This is a genomic window from Thalassotalea sp. G2M2-11, assembly GCF_017168195.1.
Classification (GTDB): domain Bacteria; phylum Pseudomonadota; class Gammaproteobacteria; order Enterobacterales; family Alteromonadaceae; genus Thalassotalea_E.
In genome coordinates this window covers 336,660-357,657 of sequence record NZ_JADNYL010000002.1, presented here as the reverse complement: position 1 = coordinate 357,657, position 20,998 = coordinate 336,660, and the positions used below count along the sequence as shown (strand labels likewise).

The window sequence follows — 20,998 nt, the reverse complement described above, 5'->3', positions numbered from 1 at the left end:
TGCACTACTTTATTTTTAATCGCTGATTAATTGACTTGTGGAAAGAGTTGTATCGTTTCTTTGATAATATCAATTTTATGACTTTTTGCCGCGTAAACGGCGAAGATATCGCGTGAATAAACGGGGGCATCTTCCACAACAAAAAGTTGATTTTTTTCAATATATTCAAAACTCATTTGTCTGGGTAAGTAAGCACTGCCTCCTGCATCTAGTAGAAAGTTTAAAGCGACACGCGGATGACTCATAAAGTGTTTTGCTGGCGGCGAGTCAATGTGTGCTCTGCGATGTTGGGCATTCACGGCTTCACCGTAATCTACCATAATATAATTGTGTAACAGAGCATTCAGATCTGTTTGCTCTGCCTCGGTAGAAACTAAATGTAGTGGTACCGTCGCCACTTTTTCTGTGATTAACTCTTCGGTATAAGGCGGCTCAAATAAAAAGCCAACATCTGTCACCCTGCTGAGTAAACTTTTTTGTAGTTCAATAGGGGAGTAGGTCTTGGTGAGTAAGCTGAGATCTTCAATATTGCGATGAATTTTTGTTAACCAGTCCTGCAATATTATGTCCCAAATACTCATTTTAGCACCAATAACTAATTGATAGTTATCGCTTTGGGCAATTCCCACATCTTGCTTAGTTTTTTGCCACATAAAAATTAACTCATTGGCGTGTTTGATCAGGCGATGGCCCTCTGGGGTGAGTTTTAAGTGTTTTTGGCTGCGATCGAATAATAATACCCCTAATTCATCTTCCAGCAATTTGACTCTAGCACTGACGGCGGATTGCGTAAGAAATAAATTTTCAGCCGCGGCTCTAAAGTGCATGGTTCGGCTGACTTCTAAAAAAGTTTTTAATAATTCGATTTTCATTTTTATTCCTAAAACTAGGGGGCTTTGTGCATTGTCATTCGGTGTTTACATACAATAATAATGCGATGAACTGAACTATCTGCTCAAAACAATACTCGTTACGAACAAAAAACGTACCTTTTTTATCAATATTTTTAGTTTAATCAAAAATTTTGATTAAACCTATCGAAATATTGCGTTTTATTGATTTGTTTGTTGTCTATACACTCCACCTTAAATTTACCTCACTGAGTGAATCTTCATTCAAGTGTTTAATGAAAAAAGGTTAAGTCACATGAGAATTGCTATTTTATCCAGAAATCCGAATTTGTATTCCACTCGTCGCTTGAAAGAGGCTGGCGAAGCCAAAGGTCATCAGGTTGATATTATTGATACCTTGCATTGCTACATGGATATTACCAGTAGCCGTCCTGCCGTTCGTTATCAAGGGCATGAGCTTCCAAGCTATGATGCAATTATTCCAAGAATTGGCGCCTCGGTAACATTTTATGGTACTGCTGTGGCAAGACAATTTGAAATGATGGGCACTTTTAATGTCAATGAATCTGTGGCGATTAGCCGCTCAAGAGACAAGTTACGCTCACTACAGTTATTGTCACGTAAAGGGATAGGTTTGCCGCGCACAGGTTTTGCTAGTAAGCCTGATAATATTAAGGATTTAATAAAAAATGTTGGTGGCGCACCAGTTGTGATCAAATTGCTTGAAGGCACGCAAGGTATCGGGGTGGTATTAGCTGATACAGCAAAAGCGGCGGAAGCAATCATCGAAGCTTTTATGGGATTAAAAGCAAACATCCTCGTACAAGAATTTATTAAAGAGGCAGGTGGCGCAGATATTCGCTGTTTGGTTATAGGTGGAAGAGTTGTTGCGGCCATGAAACGTCAAGGTGCGGAAGGAGAGTTTCGTTCAAACTTGCATCGTGGCGGCAGTGCTAAAGTGGTGAAATTATCGAAAGAGGAACGTGAAACGGCTGTGAATGCTGCGAAAGTGATGGGGTTAAACTTTTGTGGTGTTGATTTACTGCGTTCGCAAAATGGACCTATGGTGATGGAAGTGAACTCTTCTCCGGGTTTAGAGGGTATTGAACAGGCTACAGGAAAAGATGTTGCTGGAATGGTATTTGATTTTATTGCTAAAAAAGCTAACTCCTTTAGTACGAAAACACGTGGTAAAGGTTGATTAACTTTAGTATTAACAGGGGCATAATATGGACAATTTACGAATTGGTGAATTTGATATCAAACCGGGTGAACAGCGAAAAATAGAACTGCCGGTAGCAAAACTTTATACCGATGCAGATGTTTCGCTACCTGTGCATATTATTCGTGCAAAAAAGCCAGGTCCTATTATTTTTATCAGCGCTGCTGTGCATGGTGATGAGCTTAATGGTATTGAAATTATTCGTCGCTTAATTAAGCAAAAAAGTTTTAATATTAGTAAAGGCACTGTTATTGCTGTGCCCATGGTTAATGTATATGGCGTGGTTAATCAAAGCCGCTATATGCCTGATAGAAGGGATCTCAACCGCTGCTTTCCAGGATCATCAAAAGGTTCGTTAGCGGGTCGGGTGGCAAATGTGTTTGTTAACGAGGTGGTTAAACACTGTGATTATGGTATTGATTTACATACAGGAGCGATCCACCGTTCAAACTTGCCACAGTTAAGAGCAAATATGGATGATGAGAAAACTAAGGAGTTATCGCAAGTCTTTGGTGTGCCAGTAATTTTAAATGCTAGTATTATTGATGGCTCATTACGTGCGGCGGCTGTTAAAAATGATACCCGAATATTATTGTACGAAGCAGGTGAAGCATTAAGGTTTGATGAGTTTTCAATCCGAGCGGGTATGAAAGGCATTATCAATGTATTACAGCACTTAGGGATGAAACGAAAATCACCGCGAAAAAAAGTGTTTAAGCCATTTATTGCTAATGGCAGCCAATGGTTAAGGGCAAACGCCAGTGGCATCGTTAATCACTTAGTTAGTTTGGGGGATTCGGTGAAGAAAGGGGATATCTTGGCTGAAATTGGTAGTCCGTACGGTGAAGTGTTTGATGTGGTAAAAGCGAATCGTTCGGGAATTTTAATTGGCCAACAAAATATTCCGTTAGTGCAAGAAGGAGAGGCTATGTTCCACATTGCTTATTTTGAGGAAGATGATCAGCACATCGCGGATCAGATCGAAACAGTACAAGATGATTTATTACCAGAAAACTAGACTAAGGTTATATATATGAGCGATAAAACAATTATTGGACGGCTTGAGTCTATTTCATTGCCGGATTTGATGATAGAAACCATGTCAGTAAGAATTGACACTGGGGCAAAAACGTCGTCTTTACATGTTGATAATATTACTGAAACCACGATAAACGGTAAGCCAGGTGTGTCATTTGATATTCACCCAAATGTACATAATGTTGAGCAAGTGGTTAACTGTAGCGCTTTGTTAAGTGATATTCGTAAAGTGAAGTCTTCTAATGGCATCACTGAACAACGATATGTGATTGAAACACCAATTAAACTTGGCAAAGATATTTGGCCGATAGAAATCACCTTAACGGATCGTTCTGATATGAGCTACTTAATGTTATTAGGCCGAGAGGGCATGGGAAAACGATTTTTAGTGGATCCTGCTAGAGCTTATGTAGCTTCAGCAGAGTAACGGTAACTATAGGTGTGAACACGATGAGTATTGAACAAATGACCGCTATTTTATCGCAAACGGTACTGACCATTGCGGAGCAACCCATCACTTTGGCTGATATGTTGCTTGTACCTGTGTTATTAATTGTTGGTATTGTACTTACCCGTTGGTTGGTCAAATTTATAACTAATCTGTTAACCGATAAAAAGACAGATCCGAACAGTATTCACTTGTTGCAACGAACCTTATACGTTGTTGCCATTGTGATCATTGTGATCACTATTTTAGAGTTATTAAATGTTCCTGTAACGGCATTTGCATTTCTCTCGGGGGCGATTGCAATCGGCGTGGGTTTTGGTGCACAAAATATCATTAATAACTTTATTAGTGGTTGGATTTTGATGTGGGAGCGTCCGATTCGAATAGGTGATTTTTTGGAAGTTGATGATGCCAAAGGGGTGGTTGAAGAAATTAATACGCGATCAACTCGTATTCGGCGGGTTGATGGTGTTCATTTGCTTATCCCCAATAGTAAACTACTGGAAAATACGGTGACTAATTGGACCTTAGTGGATCAATTGGTCAGAACTACCGTTCGAGTCGGTGTTGCTTACGGTTCCTCGGCGAAACAAGTGGCAGCACTTATTATGCAAGCAACATCGGAGCAAGAACGAGTATTATCTGACCCTGCTCCGGTGGTAACATTTGAAGACTTTGGTGATAATGCATTGATCTTCCAAGTGACATTTTGGATCAAGTCAACCGTCGAAGGAGGCCTGCGCACCATACGCAGTGACATCCGTTTTCGTCTCGATGAATTGTTTGAACAGCATGGTGTGGTTGTGGCATTTCCACAACGTGACGTGCATATTGATGGTCATTTGACGATTAATCGAGCTAAGCTTGATTAAATAGCGGTTTTTGCTTTTTCGGCAAACCATAACTGCATAAAGTCACCCGTCAGTTTTTGTTCTATCTCAAGAGCAAGTTCTGTAGGACAAAAGATTGTGAAGAACACTTGAGTATCACCTAGCTCAGAGGTGGCAACTTGTATATGAGGATCTGGCCCAGCAATATTAATTTCTAAGCGGCTTTCAATCAATTGGTTATAGCGTACAGCTACATCATTAAAATCATCACAGTATGCATGCGCCTTTTCATACAAAGTATCAATAAAGTTAAATGGATTAACACTATTGTCACGGACAATAGTGAAATGGTGCATGGCATAACGCTTAAGAAAGTTAAGGTTCTTGATCACTGAAGTGAATAATTGGTTATTAGGCACATACAAGGTTTTACCTGTGTATTGATAGTCGTCTCTATTAACTTCTAAAATGGTGAGTTTTGCCCAGTCAATGGAATGTACTTCGCCAGAGTACTTCCCTACTTGGATCCAGTCACCAATTCGAAATGGTCGACTAGAAATAATATAGATAAAGCCAATAAAACACTGAATGAACTCGCGTGTTGCCAGCACGATAGCAACAATAAATGCGGCAATTGAAATGGCAAATTTTTGAATTTCATATGACCACACATTAAAAATCATTATGATCATTAAGAAAGTGAATAGGTTATTAACAATATTAATTTGCAGGCGTTTATCTTGCTTTGATTTTGAACGTATGACTTTAACCAATATGCGTTTGATAACAAAAAATAAGACGATTAACAAAAATGTTAGTAGTAGTTTATTTGTGATGGCTGGCTCGAAAAAAGCGATGATTTTGTCAAGTTGAAGCGCTGGTTGTTGCATTATATGTAGACACCTGATGAGTGAGCCAGTTGAGCTGACATGGTAATTGTTATGGTTAACTGTGGTTAAGCGACAGAGGCAATAAGCACACTTAATATAATAAAGATAAGTACAAAACCATTAATATACCAATCTTGCCTTTTTCTCACTTTGCTCAGCCATTCATTTTATTTAACTCATTATCAGCGCAATTGTAACGATAAATCACTGGAACTCAAGAGAAAAAATAGCTTTATCTACGCTCATTTTAGTTGTGCTTTATGTCAGAAAAATTCCAAACATGTTAATGTCATCGATTTAACATTATATGTGGTCAATTATGCAATATCATCGAGCTCAATATGGCAAAACCAAATAAAAAAGGGCCCAGTAAAACTGTCGATATTTATTGTGCTGGCTGTAAAACCTTATTATTCAAGTATCGAAAAGGAGGCAAGGGAGCGTTAGTTAAGTGTTTTAAGGAACGCATCGTTAACGATCACACAGCAACACCTTGCCAATGCCCAAATTGTCAAAAAGTGTTTGCTCGCGAAACATTGATACGAGGTGTGGCCGCTTACAAAATGATTGGTGGTAAAGTGGTTGTTAAATAAACAAGATATGATTGCTTTGCTGTTACTAAGTGTAGTATGTCAGTTGATGTATTTTTGAGCTAGATAAGGTGTTGTTTTCTAAGAGATAATCACTATTAAGTAATGTGTCTCAGGTAATACACTTGCCTTATGCTAAGAGCTTAACATAAGGCAAGTTAAACATGCTTTAATTACCAGATTTTTACGCGCTTTTCCGGAGCGATGTACATAGCATCACCTTCTTTCAAATCAAATGCTTTGTAAAACTCAGGCATGTTTGAAAGTGAACCTAGTGCACGGAACTCACCTGGAGAATGCGGGTCAGTTGCTACGCGGTTACGCATGGTTTTTTCTACCATTTTCGAGCGCCAAATTTGTGCATAACCCATAAAGAAGCGCTGATCACCAGTTAACCCGTCAATAACAGGGGCTTCTTTACCATTTAAAGAAGCTTTATAGGCTTTATAAGCGATAGTGACACCAGATAAATCACCGATGTTTTCACCTAAGGTGAGTTCACCATTAACTTTAAGATCATCAAATACTTGATAGTCAGCGTATTGAGCAACTAGGGCATCAGTGCGTTCTTTAAATGCGGCTAAATCGGCATCAGTCCACCAGTTTTTCAGGTTACCTTCGGCATCATAGCGACTACCTTGGTCGTCAAAACCGTGGCCCATTTCGTGGCCGATAACTGCGCCAATACCACCGTAATTTACTGCATCATCCGCAGCCATGTTGAAAAATGGCGGTTGTAAGATCGCGGCAGGGAAGACGATTTCATTCACTGTAGGGTTGTAGTAAGCATTGACGGTTTGTGGTGTCATGCCCCATTCCCATTTTTGAATTGGACCGCCAAGTTTTGCCACTTGTTTTTGGTGCTCAACTTGATTGGCACGAATAATATTACCAACGAGATCATCTGCACTGATTTCTAGGGCTGAGTAATCTTGCCATTTGTCCGGATAGCCAATCTTAGGCGTGAACGCAGCTAATTTTACTTGTGCTGCTTGTTTGGTTTTATCAGACATCCAGTCTAATTCATTAATGCTTTCACCGTAAGCTTTACGTAAGTTTTCTACCAACTCACTCATACGGGCTTTAGCTTCTGGTTTGAAGTGTTTGGCCACATAGACCTTACCGATAACTTCACCTAAGTTGCCGTTAACCACTGAAACACCACGTTTCCACTGTGGACGTTGCTCATTGCGACCACGAAGTTGTTTTGAATAAAATTCAAAGTTTTCTTGGTCGATATCTTTACTCAAGTAGCTGGAGAAACCACTTAAGGTATGGAAAGTTAAATACGTTTTAATATCGTCTAACGAAGCTGTCGCAAAGGTTTCACCAAAGCCTTTAATAAAGCTTGGCTGGTTGATGATGATATCTTTTTGTTTCGCCACCCCTTGTGCATTGAGGTATGCTTGCCAGTCAAAGGCATCAGTTAAGGTATTTAATTCATCAACGGCAAATTTATTGTAGCGTTTGTTGCTGTCGCGAGACTCTACGCGTGTCCAATGAAAACCGGCTAATTTGGTTTCAAAGTCCATAATGGTTTTCGCAGCTGCTTCACCATTTTCAAGGCCAGCTAACTGGAACATGTTAGCAATATGCTTAACATAACCGTCACGTAATTTTGCAAAGCGCTCAGCTTCATTAAAATAGTAATCGCGATCAGGCAAACCTAAACCGCTTTGCCAAATGTGTGTCGCATAGTTGCTTGAATCTTTGGCATCGACACTGATATAAAATGCTAATGGGCTTCCAACACCTTTAGCTTGGTATTCGCCTAAAAAGCGTGCTACGTCACTTTTATCTTTTAAATTTTTGATTTCATTTAAAATTGGCTCGATTGGCGTAATGCCTGCAGCATCTCTGGTTTCTGTATCCATATAAGAACGGAATAAATCCGCTACTTTTTGCTCGTCACTGCCTTTTTGTAAATTAGGTGTCGCGGCCAACTCTTCAATAATTGCTTTAACGTTGTCATCAGCAGTATCGCGAAGGTCATAGAATGAACCAATCGCTGTTTTATCTGAAGGGATCTCGTTTGCTTTTAACCAGCCACCGTTAATGTACTGATAAAAGTTATCTTGTGGGCGTACAGATTTGTCGATATTGGCTTTTTCGATACCTGAAGCAAGGGTTGTTTTTTTCGTTGTTGGAGCTTCAGCTTTCACTGCGTCGTTTGATGCTGTTTGATCGTTACAACCTGCAACCAAAAGCAGAGAAGAACATACAGCGCTTGTTATAATTTTTTTCATTGTTTTGCTCTAAAGTAAAAATGAATGTGTTGTTCACTAAGAAATACTAAGGGTTAGTGACTAGAATTGCCACTGTTATGGCAATCTAATTACCTTTTTGTACAAATATGTACATGGTGTGGTTAGTTTACATTCGATTAACAAGTAGAATCAATAGATTTCCATCATCGGATATTTGTCTTTAGATCAAAGGGTGGTATGCTTCTAGCATCTGCCAGTCGTGCAATTCACACAATTAAGTTAGGTAAATGTTTCATCCGATTAGTTTTTTTATTGGCTTACGTTATAGTCGCAGTCGAAATCGTTCTGGTTTTGTCTCATTTATCACCTTCTTCTCTATCATTGGTATCTTACTCGGTGTTGCAGCATTGATTACGGTGGTGTCGGTGATGAATGGTTTTGAAGGCGAGCTGAAAAAACGCATCCTAGGCATCGTACCTCATGTGATTGTTAGCGAAGATGATCAACCAATCACTGACTGGCAAGCGTTACAAACCGAGCTGTTAACTTTGCCACATGTTAAAGATGTCACGCCTCTAATCGAAAGTGAAGCGTTAGTGTTATCCAATACTCAGTTACAAGGGGTATTAATGCAAGGGGTGATGCCGAGTCAGGAGAAAGATAAAATCGTCAATTCACAGATGATAGTGGGGGATTTATCACTATTATCACAGCCCTATACCATGGTTATTGGACAGTCATTGGCACAGCAATTAGCTGTGCAAGTGGGAGACAAAGTACGACTGGTCTTACCGCATAAAACGTTATTTACCCCCATGGGGCGTATCCCAATGCAACGTACATTTACCTTAGTTGGGCTCTTTAATGTTGGCTCGCAAGTGGATGATAGTGTGGTTTATATTCACAGCCGAGATGCCGCTAAATTACTTCGCCGCAGTGGTGATGGCATCAGCCAATTACGTTTATACCTTGATGATGCCTTTGCGGCTGAATCTGTGATTAATGCTCGGCCAGATTCACTTAATTATTTAACCTTTACTTCATGGAATACCACTCAGGGGCGATTATTTTCTGCCGTTAAAATGGAAAAGAATATGATGTGGCTCATGCTCAGCTTAATTGTCGCGGTGGCAACATTTAATATTGTTTCGGCGTTAGTGATGGTGGTGATTGATAAGCAAGGTGAAATTGCGATTTTACAAACTTTTGGTATGACTCGTGCTGGTATTGTTAAAATATTTATCAGCCAAGGCGTGATCAATGGTTTTTGGGGTGTTTTATTAGGTACTATTATTGGAATCGTATTAACGTTAAATCTTAATTCGGTTATCGAATTGCTTGGTGTCAGTGTCTTGGGGGCTGGTTATAGTACTCAAGCTTTGCCGATAGATTTGCAATGGTCTCATGTGGCGATTATTGCACTTACCGCCTTGATCATGAGTTTTCTAGCCACGTTATATCCGGCGTTTCGCGCGTCTAATACTCTACCTGCTGAGGTGTTACGAAATGAATAGTGGTTTACAGTGTAAACAACTGCATAAATCTTATTTTCAAGGAAGCATTGAAACTCCTGTCTTACATGATTTAAACCTAACCGTAGAAAAAGGTGAACTGTTAGCCATCGTAGGAAGCTCTGGTTGCGGTAAAAGTACGTTTTTACATTTAGCCGGCGGTTTAGATAAGCCCTCAGATGGTCAAGTGATCATAGATGGGGTTGATATTCATCAATTATCCGACAATGAAAAAGCCAAATTTCGTAATCAACATATTGGTTTTATTTATCAGTTCCATCACTTAATGATGGAATTCTCGGCGTTGGAAAATGTGGCAATGCCGCTACTCATACGAGGAGATAAGCCCAAAAGTGCTCAGCAGCAAGCCGAACAAATGTTAGCGCAAGTTGGCTTAGCGCATCGTAGTCATCACAGACCTTCAGAGCTTTCGGGAGGAGAGCGTCAACGGGTTGCTATCGCCAGAGCATTAGTAACTCAACCTTCATTAGTGTTAGCGGATGAACCGACAGGAAATTTAGATTTCGATACCGCAGAGCAGATATATCAGTTATTGAAAGAGCTTAATCAAAGCGTTCAAACCAGCTTTGTTATTGTCACTCATGATTTAACCTTAGCGGCAAAAATGGATCGCCAATTGCGTCTTGATCACGGCCAGTTAAAACCTTTTGTGGACAATGATTAATGTTTAAACCGTTGAGTCTTTTTTTAGGGATACGTTATATTTCTAACCGTCAGGGCAAGGGCTTTGCTTCTTTTATTTCGGCATCGTCAACCTTAGGTATTGCCTTAGGAGTGATGATTTTAATTATTGTCTTATCCGCGATGAATGGTTTTGAGCGTGCATTAGCGCAGCATTTATTGTCAATCGTACCACATGTTGAATTAATGTCAGGGCGAGGTCCGGTAAATGATTGGCAACAAAATGTGCAAAAAGTGCAGCAACATCCCGATATTGTTGCGGCTGCTCCAGTGATTAAGTTGCAAGGAATGATGCAAAAAGGTGAACAACTTAAAGGCGTTGAAATTCGAGCCATTGATCCTGTGTTAGAGCAATCCGTTTCTAGTGTTGTGCAGTATTTAACCAAAGGCAGTTGGCAGCAGTTGTATCAGCCAAATAGTGTGGTGATAGGTCAAGGAATTGCAGATAAGCTGGGGGTTAGTATTGATGATGGTATCACTATGTTATTACCTTCGATGGAGCATCAAGCAAAGGTAAGTCAGCGTATCAGTGCTTTGAAAAAATATAATTTGACTGTGGTTGGTATTTTTAAATTTGGCGGAGAGATAGACAATAATCAGGTATATATTAACTTGCATAAAGGGCAAGAAATTCTCGATTATAATGAACAACAGGTACAAGGCATTCGGCTACGGGTCAATGATGTGTTTGAAGTTCGCCAAGTTGCTAATGATGCCGGCTACTTGCTTAAAGAGTACTACCTGTATCTGTATAACTGGACCCGCACGCAAGGACATTTATACAACGATATTCAATTAGTGCGTATGGTGATGTTTATTGTCTTAGTGTTAGTGATCGCAGTTGCCAGCTTTAATATTGTTTCAACCTTAATCATGGCAGTTAATGAAAAACGTGGCGATATCGCTATTTTAAAAACCATGGGGGGCTCATCGACTATGATCATGTTGACCTTTATGGTACAAGGGTTAGTTAACGGCGTATTGGGCAGTATTGCTGGTGGTGGTTTAGGTGTGTATCTGGCGAATAATTTAACGGCTTTCTCTCAAACTCTTGAGCAATGGATTGGCGTGAAATTTTTATCGGGTGATGTCTATTTTATTGACTTTTTGCCTTCCTATGTCAACCCATCGGATGTGTGGTTCACTATTGCGATTGCTTTGCTATTAACCTTGATCGCCACGATTTATCCTGCGTGGCAAGCAACGAAGGTTGAACCGGCTCAAGTTTTAGGGCAGTTATAAACGTCAATAGTTACTTAAGCGATTACTTTCGATTTGCCACTGATCCAAATGGCTGAATAAGCCGTATTGTTAATAAATTTCATTATTTATTAAGACAATGTGGTTTAATTTTATTGGCTTTCAAATATCTTGGTTAGGCTTGGTGCTGTGGGGGAATTTGTTTATTCCTATCGCACTGTTGTGGCTAACGATTCACTTCATTCGTTTATCTGTTGTTCAGCGTCGACAAGACGCTCAGGTCATCTTCTTAGTTGCGCTATTAGGCATCTGTTTTGATAGCGCATTGATCTGGATAGGTGTGTTTGAATTTAACGACAATATTTTCAATTCTGTATTCATCCCGATGTGGCTAATGGTTTTATGGTGTTGCTTTGCTGCTACCTTAACTCACAGCCTGAGCTTTTTAGCGAACTTACCATTTTTGCAAATTGCTTGTGGTGCGATCGTTGCACCACTGAGCTATTACGCAGGATATCAATTGTCCGCCGTGAATTTTGGTTATTCAATCAGTTTTACCTTAGGTATTTTAGCGATCTATTGGTCAGTGTTGATGCTCATTTTTTTCCAAATTGTGCTCTTTATTCTCACAAAGGAGCAAACTAATGTTACTTAATAGTAAGTTAATATTTGGGCTAGTTGCCGTTGTTATTGTCTGCTCTTTTTCAGCGGTTGCAAAGCCGCAACTATTGCCACCAAGCACACTTGATATAGCAAAATATACTGTCATCGGTCAGGCAAGGTTTTCTGTATTATTTTGGGACATTTACGATAGCCGATTATTATCGAGTACCGGTGATTATGATACCTGTGAAAATCAAGATTTAGTTTTTGAAATTCAATACCTTAAAGACATTAAAGCTGGAGAGCTGTTAACCCGTACGGTTGAGCAATGGCAACACTTATCGATAAATCAGGCGCGTTATCAAGCGTATTTACCAAAACTTGCAAAGCTATGGCCTGATATACAACAAGGGGATCGACTCGCGTTGTTAGTGAGTGAAAATGCCAGTGTGTTTTATTTCAATAATGACTACTTAGGCCATATTCAAGGTCGTGATTTTGGGCAATTATTTTTAGCGATTTGGTTATCACCAAAGTCGAGTCAACCAGAGCTAAGACAGCAATTATTAGGGAAATAGAGACCATGAAGATGTTATTTGTTGTTAGTTGTTGTTGGTTGATGATGTCATGTAGTACCGATATTGAACATTATCAGGCAAGTACACCGCAACTTCACATTGATGAGTACTTTTCAGGTGAGCTAATTGCTTGGGGGATGGTGCAAGATTATAAAAATCAATTAACTCGTCGCTTTTGTGTTGAGATCACAGGCACTTGGCAAAATAATGTTGGTAAGTTAGCCGAAACTTTTTATTTTGATGATGGCGAAGTGAGTTATCGCAACTGGCAACTGGTGAAACAAGCCAATGGTCGTTATCAAGGGAGCGCTGAAGATGTTGTTGGCATCGCTTATGGGCAAGAACTTGGTGCCGTTTTTCATTGGCAATATTATTTGCAAGTGCCAATTGATGGGCAATTAGTCAAATTTTTTCTTGATGATTGGATGTACTCACTAGATCAACAGCGAGTATTTAATCGAACAAAAATGAAAAAGTTTGGTGTCACCTTAGCCGAAGTCACGCTGTTTTTTGATAAATCACATCCTCAACAGCGTTGTGAGCGCGCAGATAACGAGTAAGCTGTTTATGTTTGCGCCGCTAATGAAGAAGCTAAAGTATTATGCTTAAATGTAAATCCGGCATCGAGTAGTTTTTGCGGGACAACATGTTGTCCATAAATCAGTAGATCTGCCATTTCACCAAACAGTAATTGCAGTAACCATTTTGGCAGCTTGACCAAGCATGGACGGTGAAGGGTTTGCGCTAACGTTTGGCTGAATTCTTTGTTACTCACTGGTGTTGGCGCGGTCATATTGATCGCCCCATAAAGCTGCGGATGTTCAATGATAAATATAATGGCGTTAACCATGTCTTCAATATCGATCCAAGACATGATTTGCTCACCGTTTGCCATTGGGCCACCCAGCCCAAGTTTAAAGGCTGGCAGCATTTGTTTTAAGGCGCCAAATCCCTTATTAAGTACGATACCTGTGCGCAGCAAACATACTCTAGTATGCTGCTGGTTATTGTTATTGTTATTGCTCGCTGATAGCGCTAATTGTTCCCATTGTTGACATAGCTGATGAGAAAATTCAGGGTGATAATCGGTAAAAGATTCGGTAATTATCTGCTGATTTTGTCTGCCATACATACCAATCGCACTGCCAGAGATAAAACAATTGGGTGGATTCTTCGCTTGCTGAATAAGTGCAGAAAGTTGTTTGGTTAGTAGCCAACGGCTTTGACAAATTTTTTCTTTTTGATAATTGCTCCAGCGTCTATCTGCTATCGGTTCCCCCGCTAAATTGATGATGACATCTTGCTGTTCAATTAAATCAAGCGTCAGTGTAGAGGTGTAATCTAGCTGTTCACCTAACAGCTTTTTCGCATTTTCTATGTTGCGAGTCAATACGGTAATACTTTGGTTAGACTCTTGGGTTAATGTGGCAATTAATGCACGACCAATTGCGCCGGTACCACCTGTGATCAGTATATTCATAGTGCCTCAAATCAAATGAGTTAACATGATATATACGAGCTTAGTGTGGCTTTAGATCACACGCAAAAAAAAGATAATTTTTTAGCTTTTTTTAATGATCTTTTTACTAAAGCCAATCGTAACTTTGTCTGTAACTTATTAAAAAAGGACAGACAAGTGAATATATTAAAATCTACCATGATAACCATTACCAGCTTGTTTATGTTGCAAGCCTGTAATAGTGATAGTGATACTGATGTCGTATTTCCAGAAAAGCCTGTAGTAACCATAGTTGATGCCGCAGCAGCTGATGGTAACTTTACTACCTTAGTGACTGCGCTTGAAGCCACTGGCCTTGATAGTACTTTAGCCGATACCGATGCTAGGTTTACGGTGTTTGCGCCCACCGATGATGCTTTTGCGTTGTTAGGACAAGATACCATTGATGCGTTACTCGCCGATACCGATACCTTATCAAATATACTGACTTATCATGTTATTAGCGGTGAAGTGAATGCTGAAGCGGCCATTGCCAGTGCTGGTCAAACCGTTGAAATGGTCAATGGTGATTCAATTGGTTTATCGTTAGATGGTGATAATTTATTAGTTAATACCGCCACTGTCACTATGACTGATATTGAAACTGATAATGGTATCATCCATGTGATTGATGCAGTGCTTTTACCACCAGCTGAGAAAGGCGAGCCGATGATGAATATCGTCGATACCGCAGTATCAGCCGGTAGTTTCACTACTTTAGTCGCTGCATTACAAGCGACTGGCTTAGACAGTGCGTTAGCTGATGAGTCTAAATCTTTTACCGTGTTTGCGCCAACAGATGCAGCATTTGACATCATAGGTGAGCAAACCCTTAACTTACTGCTTGAAAACCCTGATGTTTTAACCGACATCTTGTTGCAGCATGTGGTTGAAGGCGAAGTGCCAGCGGTGACTGCGTATACCTTAAATGGCCTACAAGCAACAACGTTATCAGGTGCGATGATTGATATTGCCATCAATAGCATGACAGACAAATTAACCTTTGGCGGTGCTAATATCGTCACGAAAGATATTTATACTACCAATGGTGTGATCCATGTGATTGACATGGTAGTTGTTGGTGACGTAGACGTACCGACACCACCGATGAGTATTGTCGATGTAGCGATTGATAATGGTAATTTCACTACGTTAGTTGCTGCCCTACAAGCAACGGGTTTAGACAGCGTATTAGCCGATTTGAGCAAAGATTTTACCGTATTTGCACCAACTGATGCTGCATTTGCATTATTAGGAGATGATACTATCAATGCGTTACTCGATGATCCTGAGACCTTAAGCAACATTTTACTTTACCATGTCATCAGTGATGCCAAAGTAATGCAGGATTCTGCAGTGACGATTGCTCAATCTGATAACAAAATGGTGACCATGACCAATGAGCAAATGGCAAGTTTATCTTTGTCTGGTTCAACGTTATATGTGAATAAATCAGCAGTTTCAGCAGCCGATGTCATGGCTGATAATGGTATTATTCATGTGGTAGACCAAGTGATTTTGCCTGCTGCAAGTAAAGGTGAACCTACCATGACTATTGCTGAGGTTGCTGATGCGGATGAAAGATTTACTACACTAGTAACTGCGTTAACTGCAGCTGATTTAGTCGATACATTAGCTGACGAAAGTGCAACCTTTACCGTGTTTGCACCAACCAATGCGGCGTTTGATAAAATTGATGATGATACTTTAAACGCACTGCTTGCTGATACGTCGGCATTAACCGATGTATTACTTAATCACGTGATCGCAGGTAGTGAAATCAATAGTTTATCAGCTTACGCTGCTAATGGAGCGATACTTGATACTGCAGGTCCAGAACAAGTCAGTATTAATATTGTTAACTTTACTGAAACGACCAATGATGCCAGCGATGAGGTGGCTTATGATAAAACAATGCAAATGTTAATTGGTGGTATGAATTCAAACCATGCTGGCATGACCCTGTATGTGTTTGATAATGATTTAGGCACAACGGGAAGTACTTGTAACGCAGATTGTGCAACGAATTGGCCACCAGTGTTAGTAGCAGATGATGAAGTTGATAATATTCCAGGTTTGGCTACGACGATGCGTGATGATGGCACTATGCAAGCTACTTATTTAGGTCGTCCACTTTATTTCTACGCCGGTGATAGTGATGTCGGTGATATGAATGGTCAAGGTGTCAATGGCTTGTGGTGGACAGTTAAACAAGAGCAAGTATCGTTACAAGTACAAGGTGCTAATGTAGTGGTGAGCGACATTTATACAACCAATGGTGTCATTCATGTCATAGATACTGTGATCACCCATTAATACTCAATTATGTCATAAACCCATCATGGGTTGAGCAAAATAACTATGCTCGCACTTTATTGCCTCTCTGGTGAAAGAGAGGCTTTTTTTTAAGCATGGGTGATCGGTTTACGCTTACGTCCCGTATAAGCTTACATGATGTATTTAATGTTTTTATGATGAATATTCCGCTTTTTCCGTTAACAGTTTTTCTATTGCCGCAAGGTATCACGCGGTTACGTATATTTGAGCCGAAATATCTAAAGATGGTCAGTTTGGCGATGAAACAACAGGGTTTTGCTATCGTTTATGATAATAGCAAAGGGGATAATGAGGATTATCAATGGGCAAGCTGGGTAGATATTATCGACTTTAATCAAGATAACGATGGTGTGTTAACGATTGATGTCCAATGTCAAAGCTTAGTGCATTTGACCAATATCTCAACGGATGAACAGCAGTTACGCTATGCTGATGCGACACCTTTTCGTCATTGGTCTGGCATGAAGCATGATCAAGTCACCCGGCAATTAGCAACATCTTTACAGCAAATGTTTGAGAAGCAGGAGGAGTTATCTGGGTTATATCAAAATAAATTTATCAATTCTCCCTGTTGGGTAGTATCTCGTTGGGTTGAATTGTTACCGATAAATTATCAAGTAAAACAATTGTTTGCTGAGAAAAATAGTTATGTTGAAGCGAAAAAATTGCTTGCTCGGTTAATTTTAAATGCAAATTAATTCGTTTGATGTGATCTTTTTTTACCAAAGATACGTATTGCTTCTTAGAATGATTAATTGGTAATTCATATGCAAGTAGTCAATTGTAAGTTGCGAATACCGTCAACTACTGTTAAATCTAGTAGTATGACTGAAAAATTAACTGATGTTGATCACGCACAATTGTGTCATTGGCTCAATGCCGTGGCTCAGCAAAAAGACAAGTTAGCATTTGCTAAGTTGTTTCGTTTTTTTGCGCCTAAAATTTTACGTATTGCCACCAGCAAGTTAAATAACGAAACATTAGCTGCTGAGGTGGTACAGGAAACGATGACCAATGTATGGCGCAAGGCTGCGTTATTCGATGATAGTAAAGGTGCGGCGACGACATGGGTATACACCGTGATGCGTAATGTTAGCTTTGATATGTTAAGAAAGATTAAGTCAAATAAAGAGGATCATTTCAGTGATGATATTTGGCCTTTATCTGAAAAAGCAGCAACCGATGACGAAGTGTTTGATGATCATTTACAAAGTAATCATTTGTTGGAACAAATAGACAGCTTACCTGACAATCAGCAGCAGGTGGTTAAAGGGTTTTATTTCTTAGAAATGTCACAAGAGCAATTAGCACAGCATCTTAATTTACCACTAGGTACCATAAAATCTCGTCTACGATTGGCATTAGCCAAACTCAAGTTGCAGTTAGGAGGCGAAAATGATTAAACATCACCCTAAATTTGAGTTATTACAATCTTTTGTCGAAGGTGAATTGCCGGCATCACTAGCTGCTGGTGTAGCTATACATGCCGACATGTGCAGCCATTGTCAGAAAAAAATTGCCCAATTGACCGAGCAAGTGGCAGAAACAAGCTTTGAGTCGTCATTTCTGCATCAATTTTCGGTTAATGATCAAGATGATATAGCCGCGTTGCAAGCGTTAGATATCGAGCAAATGATTGACGGTATTACTGAAATGGAACCTGCAGTTCCTGCGAAACCACCTGAAGTTGTTTCGGTTACGTTTAAAGGTAATAACTATCAGCTACCAAGAGCGTTAGCCAATATGCCCATGGCAAGCACCATGAATTTAGGTAAACTCGCTCGTGCGAGAGTTCAACTAGATGAAGGTGAAATACATACCAGTTTATTACATATAGAGCCAGGTGGTGGTGTGCCTCATCATACACACAATGGCTTTGAATTAACGGTGCTACTTGCCGGTAGTTTTTCAGATGAACAAGGTGAGTATCACCCTGGGGATTTTATTATGCTTGATGGTAATCATCACCATAACCCAGTATCAGCGCAAGGATGTCTTTGTTATACCGTTGTTAATGATTCATTACACTTTACTCAAGGGATCAATCGGTTACTCAATCCTATTGGTTCATTCATCTATTAGAGGTATTCACTTATGAGTCTGGATAAAAAAGATATTATTATCGGCATTAGTGCTTGTTTAGTGGGTGAAAAAGTGCGATTTGATGCCAGTAATAAACCTTCAAACTTTTGCATCAATGAATTTGGTCAACATGTGACTTATCAATCGTTTTGTCCAGAAGTGGCGGTTGGTTTACCTATTCCACGTCCAACTATTAGACAGGTTAAGCAGGATGATGTGATTAAAGTTTGTCGACCCGATGGCACTGGAGATGTTACCGATGCATTAACTGCTTATGGTGAAAAAATAGCAAAGCTGGCTAAAAAATTCAGTGGCTTTATTTTTTGTGCGAAAAGCCCAAGCTGTGGCATGGAACGGGTGAAAGTGTATTCAACTGAAGGTGATGCCTTACCTGCTACTGGCGTTGGTGCTTTTGCACAAGCTGTGATGGAGGCTAATCCTTTATTGCCTTGTGAAGAAAATGGCAGACTTAATGATGCCGTATTAAGAGAAAACTTTGTTGCTCGAGTCTATGCTTATCGAAAATGGCAAGCACTAAATGAACAAGGGTTAACTAAGCATAAATTAATGACATTTCATAGTCAGTACAAATACACGGTCATGAGTCATGATTTAGTGGCTTATAAACACTTGGGGCGTTTACTTGCTCGTGCTGACTTGTCGTTGGAAGACATGGCTAAGCAGTATATTGCTGGGCTGATGGCGGCATTGAAAGTAAAAGCAACGCGTAAAATGCACGCGAACACGCTAGCGCATATTCAAGGTTATTTTTCAAAATACTTAACCAAAGAACAGCGCCAAGAGTTATGTCATCAAATCAATGATTATCGCAAAGGCTTACTCCCTTTAATCGCGCCGTTAACCTTGATCAAGCATTATTTACTGACCCATCCAAAAGATTACTTAGCACAACAGGTATATTTAGACCCTTACCCAAGTGAACTTAAATTGCGCTATGGTTTATAGCGCTTTTTACTCAATATGATCATCACCTAGCGATAAGGAGCAGCCCTTTGCTTTTATGGTTTCGTCATGATATTCGTGTGCATGATAATAGTGCGCTCGAATACTTTTTAACACACAGAAAAAATACCGATAAAGCGATTTATTATGTATTGGATGAGCTTTGGCAAGATTATCATTGGTCAGCAATTAAAATCGATTTCATTAAACGACACCTTGAGTTGTTAACAAAACAACTGGCGCAATTAGGCATCGAACTCGTAATTCATAAAGTAGCAGATCATCAAGCACAAGTAGCGCATTTAAGCCAATATTGTCAGCAACATAACATTGATACTTTGGTGGTTAATCGTGAGCATGAAATCAATGAAGTACGCCGAGATCAACAGTTAATTAAGCAAGGTTTAAAGCTGCAATACTTTGAATCAGATGTGATTGTGCCAAAAGGGCGGGTGCTTAATCAGTCAGGTGAGATGTTTAAAGTGTTCACCCCGTTTAAAAAAGCGTGGTTAAGCTATGTGCGTGATCATGGGGTTGATTATATTGCCCGATATGATCAGTTGGGGGATACAGCCCAAGAGACAGAGCATAGTTTATCTTCCTCATGGCCTTTGGTTGATACAGTTGAAGCGCAAGTGATCCCTCAGTTTCTTGATGATAAACTTGAAGATTACCATCATCAGCGAGATATTCCATCGATTAAAGGCACTTCTGGCTTATCTCCTTATTTAGCCATTGGTGTGTTAAGTCCTAGGTATTTGCTCAGGTTATTACTACAAGGTTATCCAGATCTCTTATTATCAAGTGATTCGAGCCGCTTTAGCTGGCTTAATGAATTAATTTGGCGTGAGTTTTATCGTCACTTACTGGATGCTCACCCTCGGCTATGTATGCATCAAAATTTTAATCAAAAATATGATCATTTGCGCTGGCGAGACGATAGCCAAGCCTATCAAGCTTGGTGTCAAGGTAAAACAGGTTACCCTTTAGTGGATGCCGCCATGAGACAATTGGTACAAACTGGCTGGATGCATAATCGTTTACGTATGGTTGTTGCTAGCTTTTTAACGAAACATTTACTGATTGATTGGCGCTTAGGTGAACAATTTTTTATGCAGCACCTGATCGATGGTGACTTAGCGGCTAATAATGGCGGCTGGCAATGGGCGGCAAGTACCGGATGTGATGCACAACCTTATTTTCGCGTATTTAATCCGATCAGACAAAGTGAACGCTTTGATCCAAAGGGGGATTTCATACGTAAATACATACCGGAGTTAAATGATGTGCCGAATAAACATATTCATTTTCCTCATTATTACTTAGCGGATAAACAACATCAATATTGGCCAGCTATCGTTGAGCATAAAGCAGCAAGAGAAAGGGCGATTGCTTTTTTTAAAGGCTAGTTTGTTAATCTTTACAACCTCGATGAGGTCATTTTATAA

At 39.8% G+C, this 20,998-nt stretch carries 21 protein-coding genes; 17 read left to right on the top strand and 4 right to left on the bottom strand.

The window, feature by feature from the left end:
- Nucleotides 1-26: 26 nt before the first annotated feature.
- Nucleotides 27-872 (bottom strand): LysR family transcriptional regulator, encoded by an 846-nt coding sequence (locus IV514_RS07460; RefSeq protein ID WP_206484329.1) that lies wholly within the window; start codon nt 870-872, stop codon nt 27-29.
- Between the two features lie 274 nt (nt 873-1,146).
- Here IV514_RS07460 and rimK point away from each other — a divergent pair, with 274 nt between their 5' ends.
- From rimK to IV514_RS07440, 4 genes are read left to right on the top strand one after another with little or no spacing between them, the layout of a single operon-like run.
- The gene (gene rimK, locus IV514_RS07455) at nt 1,147-2,052 is read left to right on the top strand and encodes a 30S ribosomal protein S6--L-glutamate ligase (RefSeq protein WP_206484328.1); all 906 of its coding nucleotides are present in this window, start codon (nt 1,147-1,149) and stop codon (nt 2,050-2,052) included.
- Nucleotides 2,053-2,080: 28 nt separating this feature from the next.
- On the top strand, nt 2,081-3,091 hold the full coding sequence (locus IV514_RS07450) for a succinylglutamate desuccinylase/aspartoacylase family protein (protein WP_206484327.1): 1,011 nt from the start codon (nt 2,081-2,083) through the stop codon (nt 3,089-3,091).
- Nucleotides 3,092-3,106: 15 nt separating this feature from the next.
- The gene (locus tag IV514_RS07445) at nt 3,107-3,538 is read left to right on the top strand and encodes an ATP-dependent zinc protease (RefSeq protein WP_206484326.1); all 432 of its coding nucleotides are present in this window, start codon (nt 3,107-3,109) and stop codon (nt 3,536-3,538) included.
- A gap of 23 nt (nt 3,539-3,561) precedes the next feature.
- Entirely contained in the window at nt 3,562-4,431 is an 870-nt protein-coding gene (locus tag IV514_RS07440) for a mechanosensitive ion channel domain-containing protein (RefSeq protein ID WP_206484325.1), read from the top strand.
- Here IV514_RS07440 and IV514_RS07435 read toward each other — a convergent pair.
- The gene (locus IV514_RS07435; RefSeq protein WP_206484324.1) at nt 4,428-5,279 is read right to left on the bottom strand and encodes a mechanosensitive ion channel family protein; all 852 of its coding nucleotides are present in this window, start codon (nt 5,277-5,279) and stop codon (nt 4,428-4,430) included. The genes IV514_RS07440 and IV514_RS07435 overlap by 4 nt on opposite strands.
- A 341-nt stretch (nt 5,280-5,620) precedes the next feature.
- Between IV514_RS07435 and IV514_RS07430 the strand changes: the two genes are divergently transcribed.
- Entirely contained in the window at nt 5,621-5,872 is a 252-nt protein-coding gene (locus IV514_RS07430; protein WP_206484323.1) for a hypothetical protein, read from the top strand.
- Nucleotides 5,873-6,042: 170 nt separating this feature from the next.
- Here IV514_RS07430 and IV514_RS07425 read toward each other — a convergent pair whose 3' ends face one another.
- A complete protein-coding gene (locus tag IV514_RS07425) occupies nt 6,043-8,115 on the bottom strand; it encodes a M13-type metalloendopeptidase (protein WP_206484322.1) in 2,073 nt (690 codons plus the stop codon).
- A gap of 248 nt (nt 8,116-8,363) precedes the next feature.
- Between IV514_RS07425 and IV514_RS07420 the strand changes: the two genes are divergently transcribed.
- From IV514_RS07420 to IV514_RS07395, 6 genes are all read left to right on the top strand, one after another.
- Entirely contained in the window at nt 8,364-9,590 is a 1,227-nt protein-coding gene (locus IV514_RS07420) for a lipoprotein-releasing ABC transporter permease subunit (RefSeq protein WP_206484321.1), read from the top strand.
- Nucleotides 9,583-10,272, top strand: coding sequence for a lipoprotein-releasing ABC transporter ATP-binding protein LolD (gene lolD / locus IV514_RS07415; protein WP_206484320.1), 690 nt, complete (start codon nt 9,583-9,585; stop codon nt 10,270-10,272). The genes IV514_RS07420 and lolD overlap by 8 nt, the downstream gene beginning before the upstream one ends.
- A complete protein-coding gene (gene lolE / locus IV514_RS07410) occupies nt 10,272-11,531 on the top strand; it encodes a lipoprotein-releasing ABC transporter permease subunit LolE (protein ID WP_206484319.1) in 1,260 nt (419 codons plus the stop codon). Before lolD ends, lolE begins: the two co-directional genes overlap by 1 nt.
- Before the next feature lie 97 nt (nt 11,532-11,628).
- Nucleotides 11,629-12,144 (top strand): DUF2878 domain-containing protein, encoded by a 516-nt coding sequence (locus IV514_RS07405; protein ID WP_206484318.1) that lies wholly within the window; start codon nt 11,629-11,631, stop codon nt 12,142-12,144.
- Entirely contained in the window at nt 12,134-12,670 is a 537-nt protein-coding gene (locus IV514_RS07400; RefSeq protein WP_206484317.1) for a chalcone isomerase family protein, read from the top strand. The genes IV514_RS07405 and IV514_RS07400 overlap by 11 nt, the downstream gene beginning before the upstream one ends.
- A 5-nt stretch (nt 12,671-12,675) precedes the next feature.
- Nucleotides 12,676-13,230: a DUF3833 domain-containing protein gene (locus tag IV514_RS07395; protein ID WP_206484316.1), complete on the top strand. Its 555-nt coding sequence runs from the start codon at nt 12,676-12,678 to the stop codon at nt 13,228-13,230.
- 5 nt (nt 13,231-13,235) lie between these two features.
- Here the strand turns inward: IV514_RS07395 and IV514_RS07390 are convergent, their stop codons facing one another.
- Complete coding sequence (locus IV514_RS07390) at nt 13,236-14,150, bottom strand: TIGR01777 family oxidoreductase (RefSeq protein WP_206484315.1); 915 nt, start codon at nt 14,148-14,150, stop codon at nt 13,236-13,238.
- 177 nt (nt 14,151-14,327) lie between these two features.
- On the opposite strand from IV514_RS07390, the gene IV514_RS07385 reads away from it, so the two are divergent.
- From IV514_RS07385 to phrB, 6 genes are all read left to right on the top strand, one after another.
- Nucleotides 14,328-16,484 carry a fasciclin domain-containing protein gene (locus IV514_RS07385; RefSeq protein ID WP_206485275.1) on the top strand — a complete coding sequence of 719 codons (2,157 nt, stop codon included), beginning with the start codon at nt 14,328-14,330 and terminating at the stop codon, nt 16,482-16,484.
- A 95-nt stretch (nt 16,485-16,579) separates the two neighbouring features.
- Nucleotides 16,580-17,203 carry an LON peptidase substrate-binding domain-containing protein gene (locus IV514_RS07380; protein WP_206484314.1) on the top strand — a complete coding sequence of 208 codons (624 nt, stop codon included), beginning with the start codon at nt 16,580-16,582 and terminating at the stop codon, nt 17,201-17,203.
- 126 nt (nt 17,204-17,329) lie between these two features.
- Entirely contained in the window at nt 17,330-17,908 is a 579-nt protein-coding gene (locus IV514_RS07375) for a sigma-70 family RNA polymerase sigma factor (protein ID WP_241242245.1), read from the top strand.
- On the top strand, nt 17,901-18,587 hold the full coding sequence (locus IV514_RS07370; protein ID WP_206484312.1) for a ChrR family anti-sigma-E factor: 687 nt from the start codon (nt 17,901-17,903) through the stop codon (nt 18,585-18,587). The genes IV514_RS07375 and IV514_RS07370 overlap by 8 nt, the downstream gene beginning before the upstream one ends.
- 12 nt (nt 18,588-18,599) lie before the next feature.
- Nucleotides 18,600-19,553, top strand: coding sequence for a DUF523 and DUF1722 domain-containing protein (locus IV514_RS07365; protein ID WP_206484311.1), 954 nt, complete (start codon nt 18,600-18,602; stop codon nt 19,551-19,553).
- 47 nt (nt 19,554-19,600) lie between these two features.
- Complete coding sequence (gene phrB / locus IV514_RS07360; protein ID WP_206484310.1) at nt 19,601-20,959, top strand: deoxyribodipyrimidine photo-lyase; 1,359 nt, start codon at nt 19,601-19,603, stop codon at nt 20,957-20,959.
- Nucleotides 20,960-20,998 lie beyond the last annotated feature (39 nt).

What these genes read in the sequence shown, in the direction of transcription:
- IV514_RS07450 (WP_206484327.1), top strand. Translation starts at nt 2,081, where the DNA reads ATGGACAATTTACGAATTGGTGAATTTGATATCAAACCGGGTGAACAG.
- rimK (WP_206484328.1), top strand. Translation starts at nt 1,147, where the DNA reads ATGAGAATTGCTATTTTATCCAGAAATCCGAATTTGTATTCCACTCGT.
- IV514_RS07380 (WP_206484314.1), top strand. Translation starts at nt 16,580, where the DNA reads ATGGGTGATCGGTTTACGCTTACGTCCCGTATAAGCTTACATGATGTA.
- IV514_RS07445 (WP_206484326.1), top strand. Translation starts at nt 3,107, where the DNA reads ATGAGCGATAAAACAATTATTGGACGGCTTGAGTCTATTTCATTGCCG.
- IV514_RS07390 (WP_206484315.1), bottom strand. Translation starts at nt 14,150, where the DNA reads ATGAATATACTGATCACAGGTGGTACCGGCGCAATTGGTCGTGCATTA.
- IV514_RS07425 (WP_206484322.1), bottom strand. Translation starts at nt 8,115, where the DNA reads ATGAAAAAAATTATAACAAGCGCTGTATGTTCTTCTCTGCTTTTGGTT.
- IV514_RS07430 (WP_206484323.1), top strand. Translation starts at nt 5,621, where the DNA reads ATGGCAAAACCAAATAAAAAAGGGCCCAGTAAAACTGTCGATATTTAT.
- lolE (WP_206484319.1), top strand. Translation starts at nt 10,272, where the DNA reads ATGTTTAAACCGTTGAGTCTTTTTTTAGGGATACGTTATATTTCTAAC.
- IV514_RS07375 (WP_241242245.1), top strand. Translation starts at nt 17,330, where the DNA reads ATGACTGAAAAATTAACTGATGTTGATCACGCACAATTGTGTCATTGG.
- IV514_RS07435 (WP_206484324.1), bottom strand. Translation starts at nt 5,279, where the DNA reads ATGCAACAACCAGCGCTTCAACTTGACAAAATCATCGCTTTTTTCGAG.
- IV514_RS07370 (WP_206484312.1), top strand. Translation starts at nt 17,901, where the DNA reads ATGATTAAACATCACCCTAAATTTGAGTTATTACAATCTTTTGTCGAA.
- IV514_RS07385 (WP_206485275.1), top strand. Translation starts at nt 14,328, where the DNA reads ATGATAACCATTACCAGCTTGTTTATGTTGCAAGCCTGTAATAGTGAT.
- IV514_RS07440 (WP_206484325.1), top strand. Translation starts at nt 3,562, where the DNA reads ATGAGTATTGAACAAATGACCGCTATTTTATCGCAAACGGTACTGACC.
- IV514_RS07400 (WP_206484317.1), top strand. Translation starts at nt 12,134, where the DNA reads ATGTTACTTAATAGTAAGTTAATATTTGGGCTAGTTGCCGTTGTTATT.
- IV514_RS07460 (WP_206484329.1), bottom strand. Translation starts at nt 872, where the DNA reads ATGAAAATCGAATTATTAAAAACTTTTTTAGAAGTCAGCCGAACCATG.
- lolD (WP_206484320.1), top strand. Translation starts at nt 9,583, where the DNA reads ATGAATAGTGGTTTACAGTGTAAACAACTGCATAAATCTTATTTTCAA.
- IV514_RS07405 (WP_206484318.1), top strand. Translation starts at nt 11,629, where the DNA reads ATGTGGTTTAATTTTATTGGCTTTCAAATATCTTGGTTAGGCTTGGTG.
- IV514_RS07395 (WP_206484316.1), top strand. Translation starts at nt 12,676, where the DNA reads ATGAAGATGTTATTTGTTGTTAGTTGTTGTTGGTTGATGATGTCATGT.
- IV514_RS07420 (WP_206484321.1), top strand. Translation starts at nt 8,364, where the DNA reads ATGTTTCATCCGATTAGTTTTTTTATTGGCTTACGTTATAGTCGCAGT.
- IV514_RS07365 (WP_206484311.1), top strand. Translation starts at nt 18,600, where the DNA reads ATGAGTCTGGATAAAAAAGATATTATTATCGGCATTAGTGCTTGTTTA.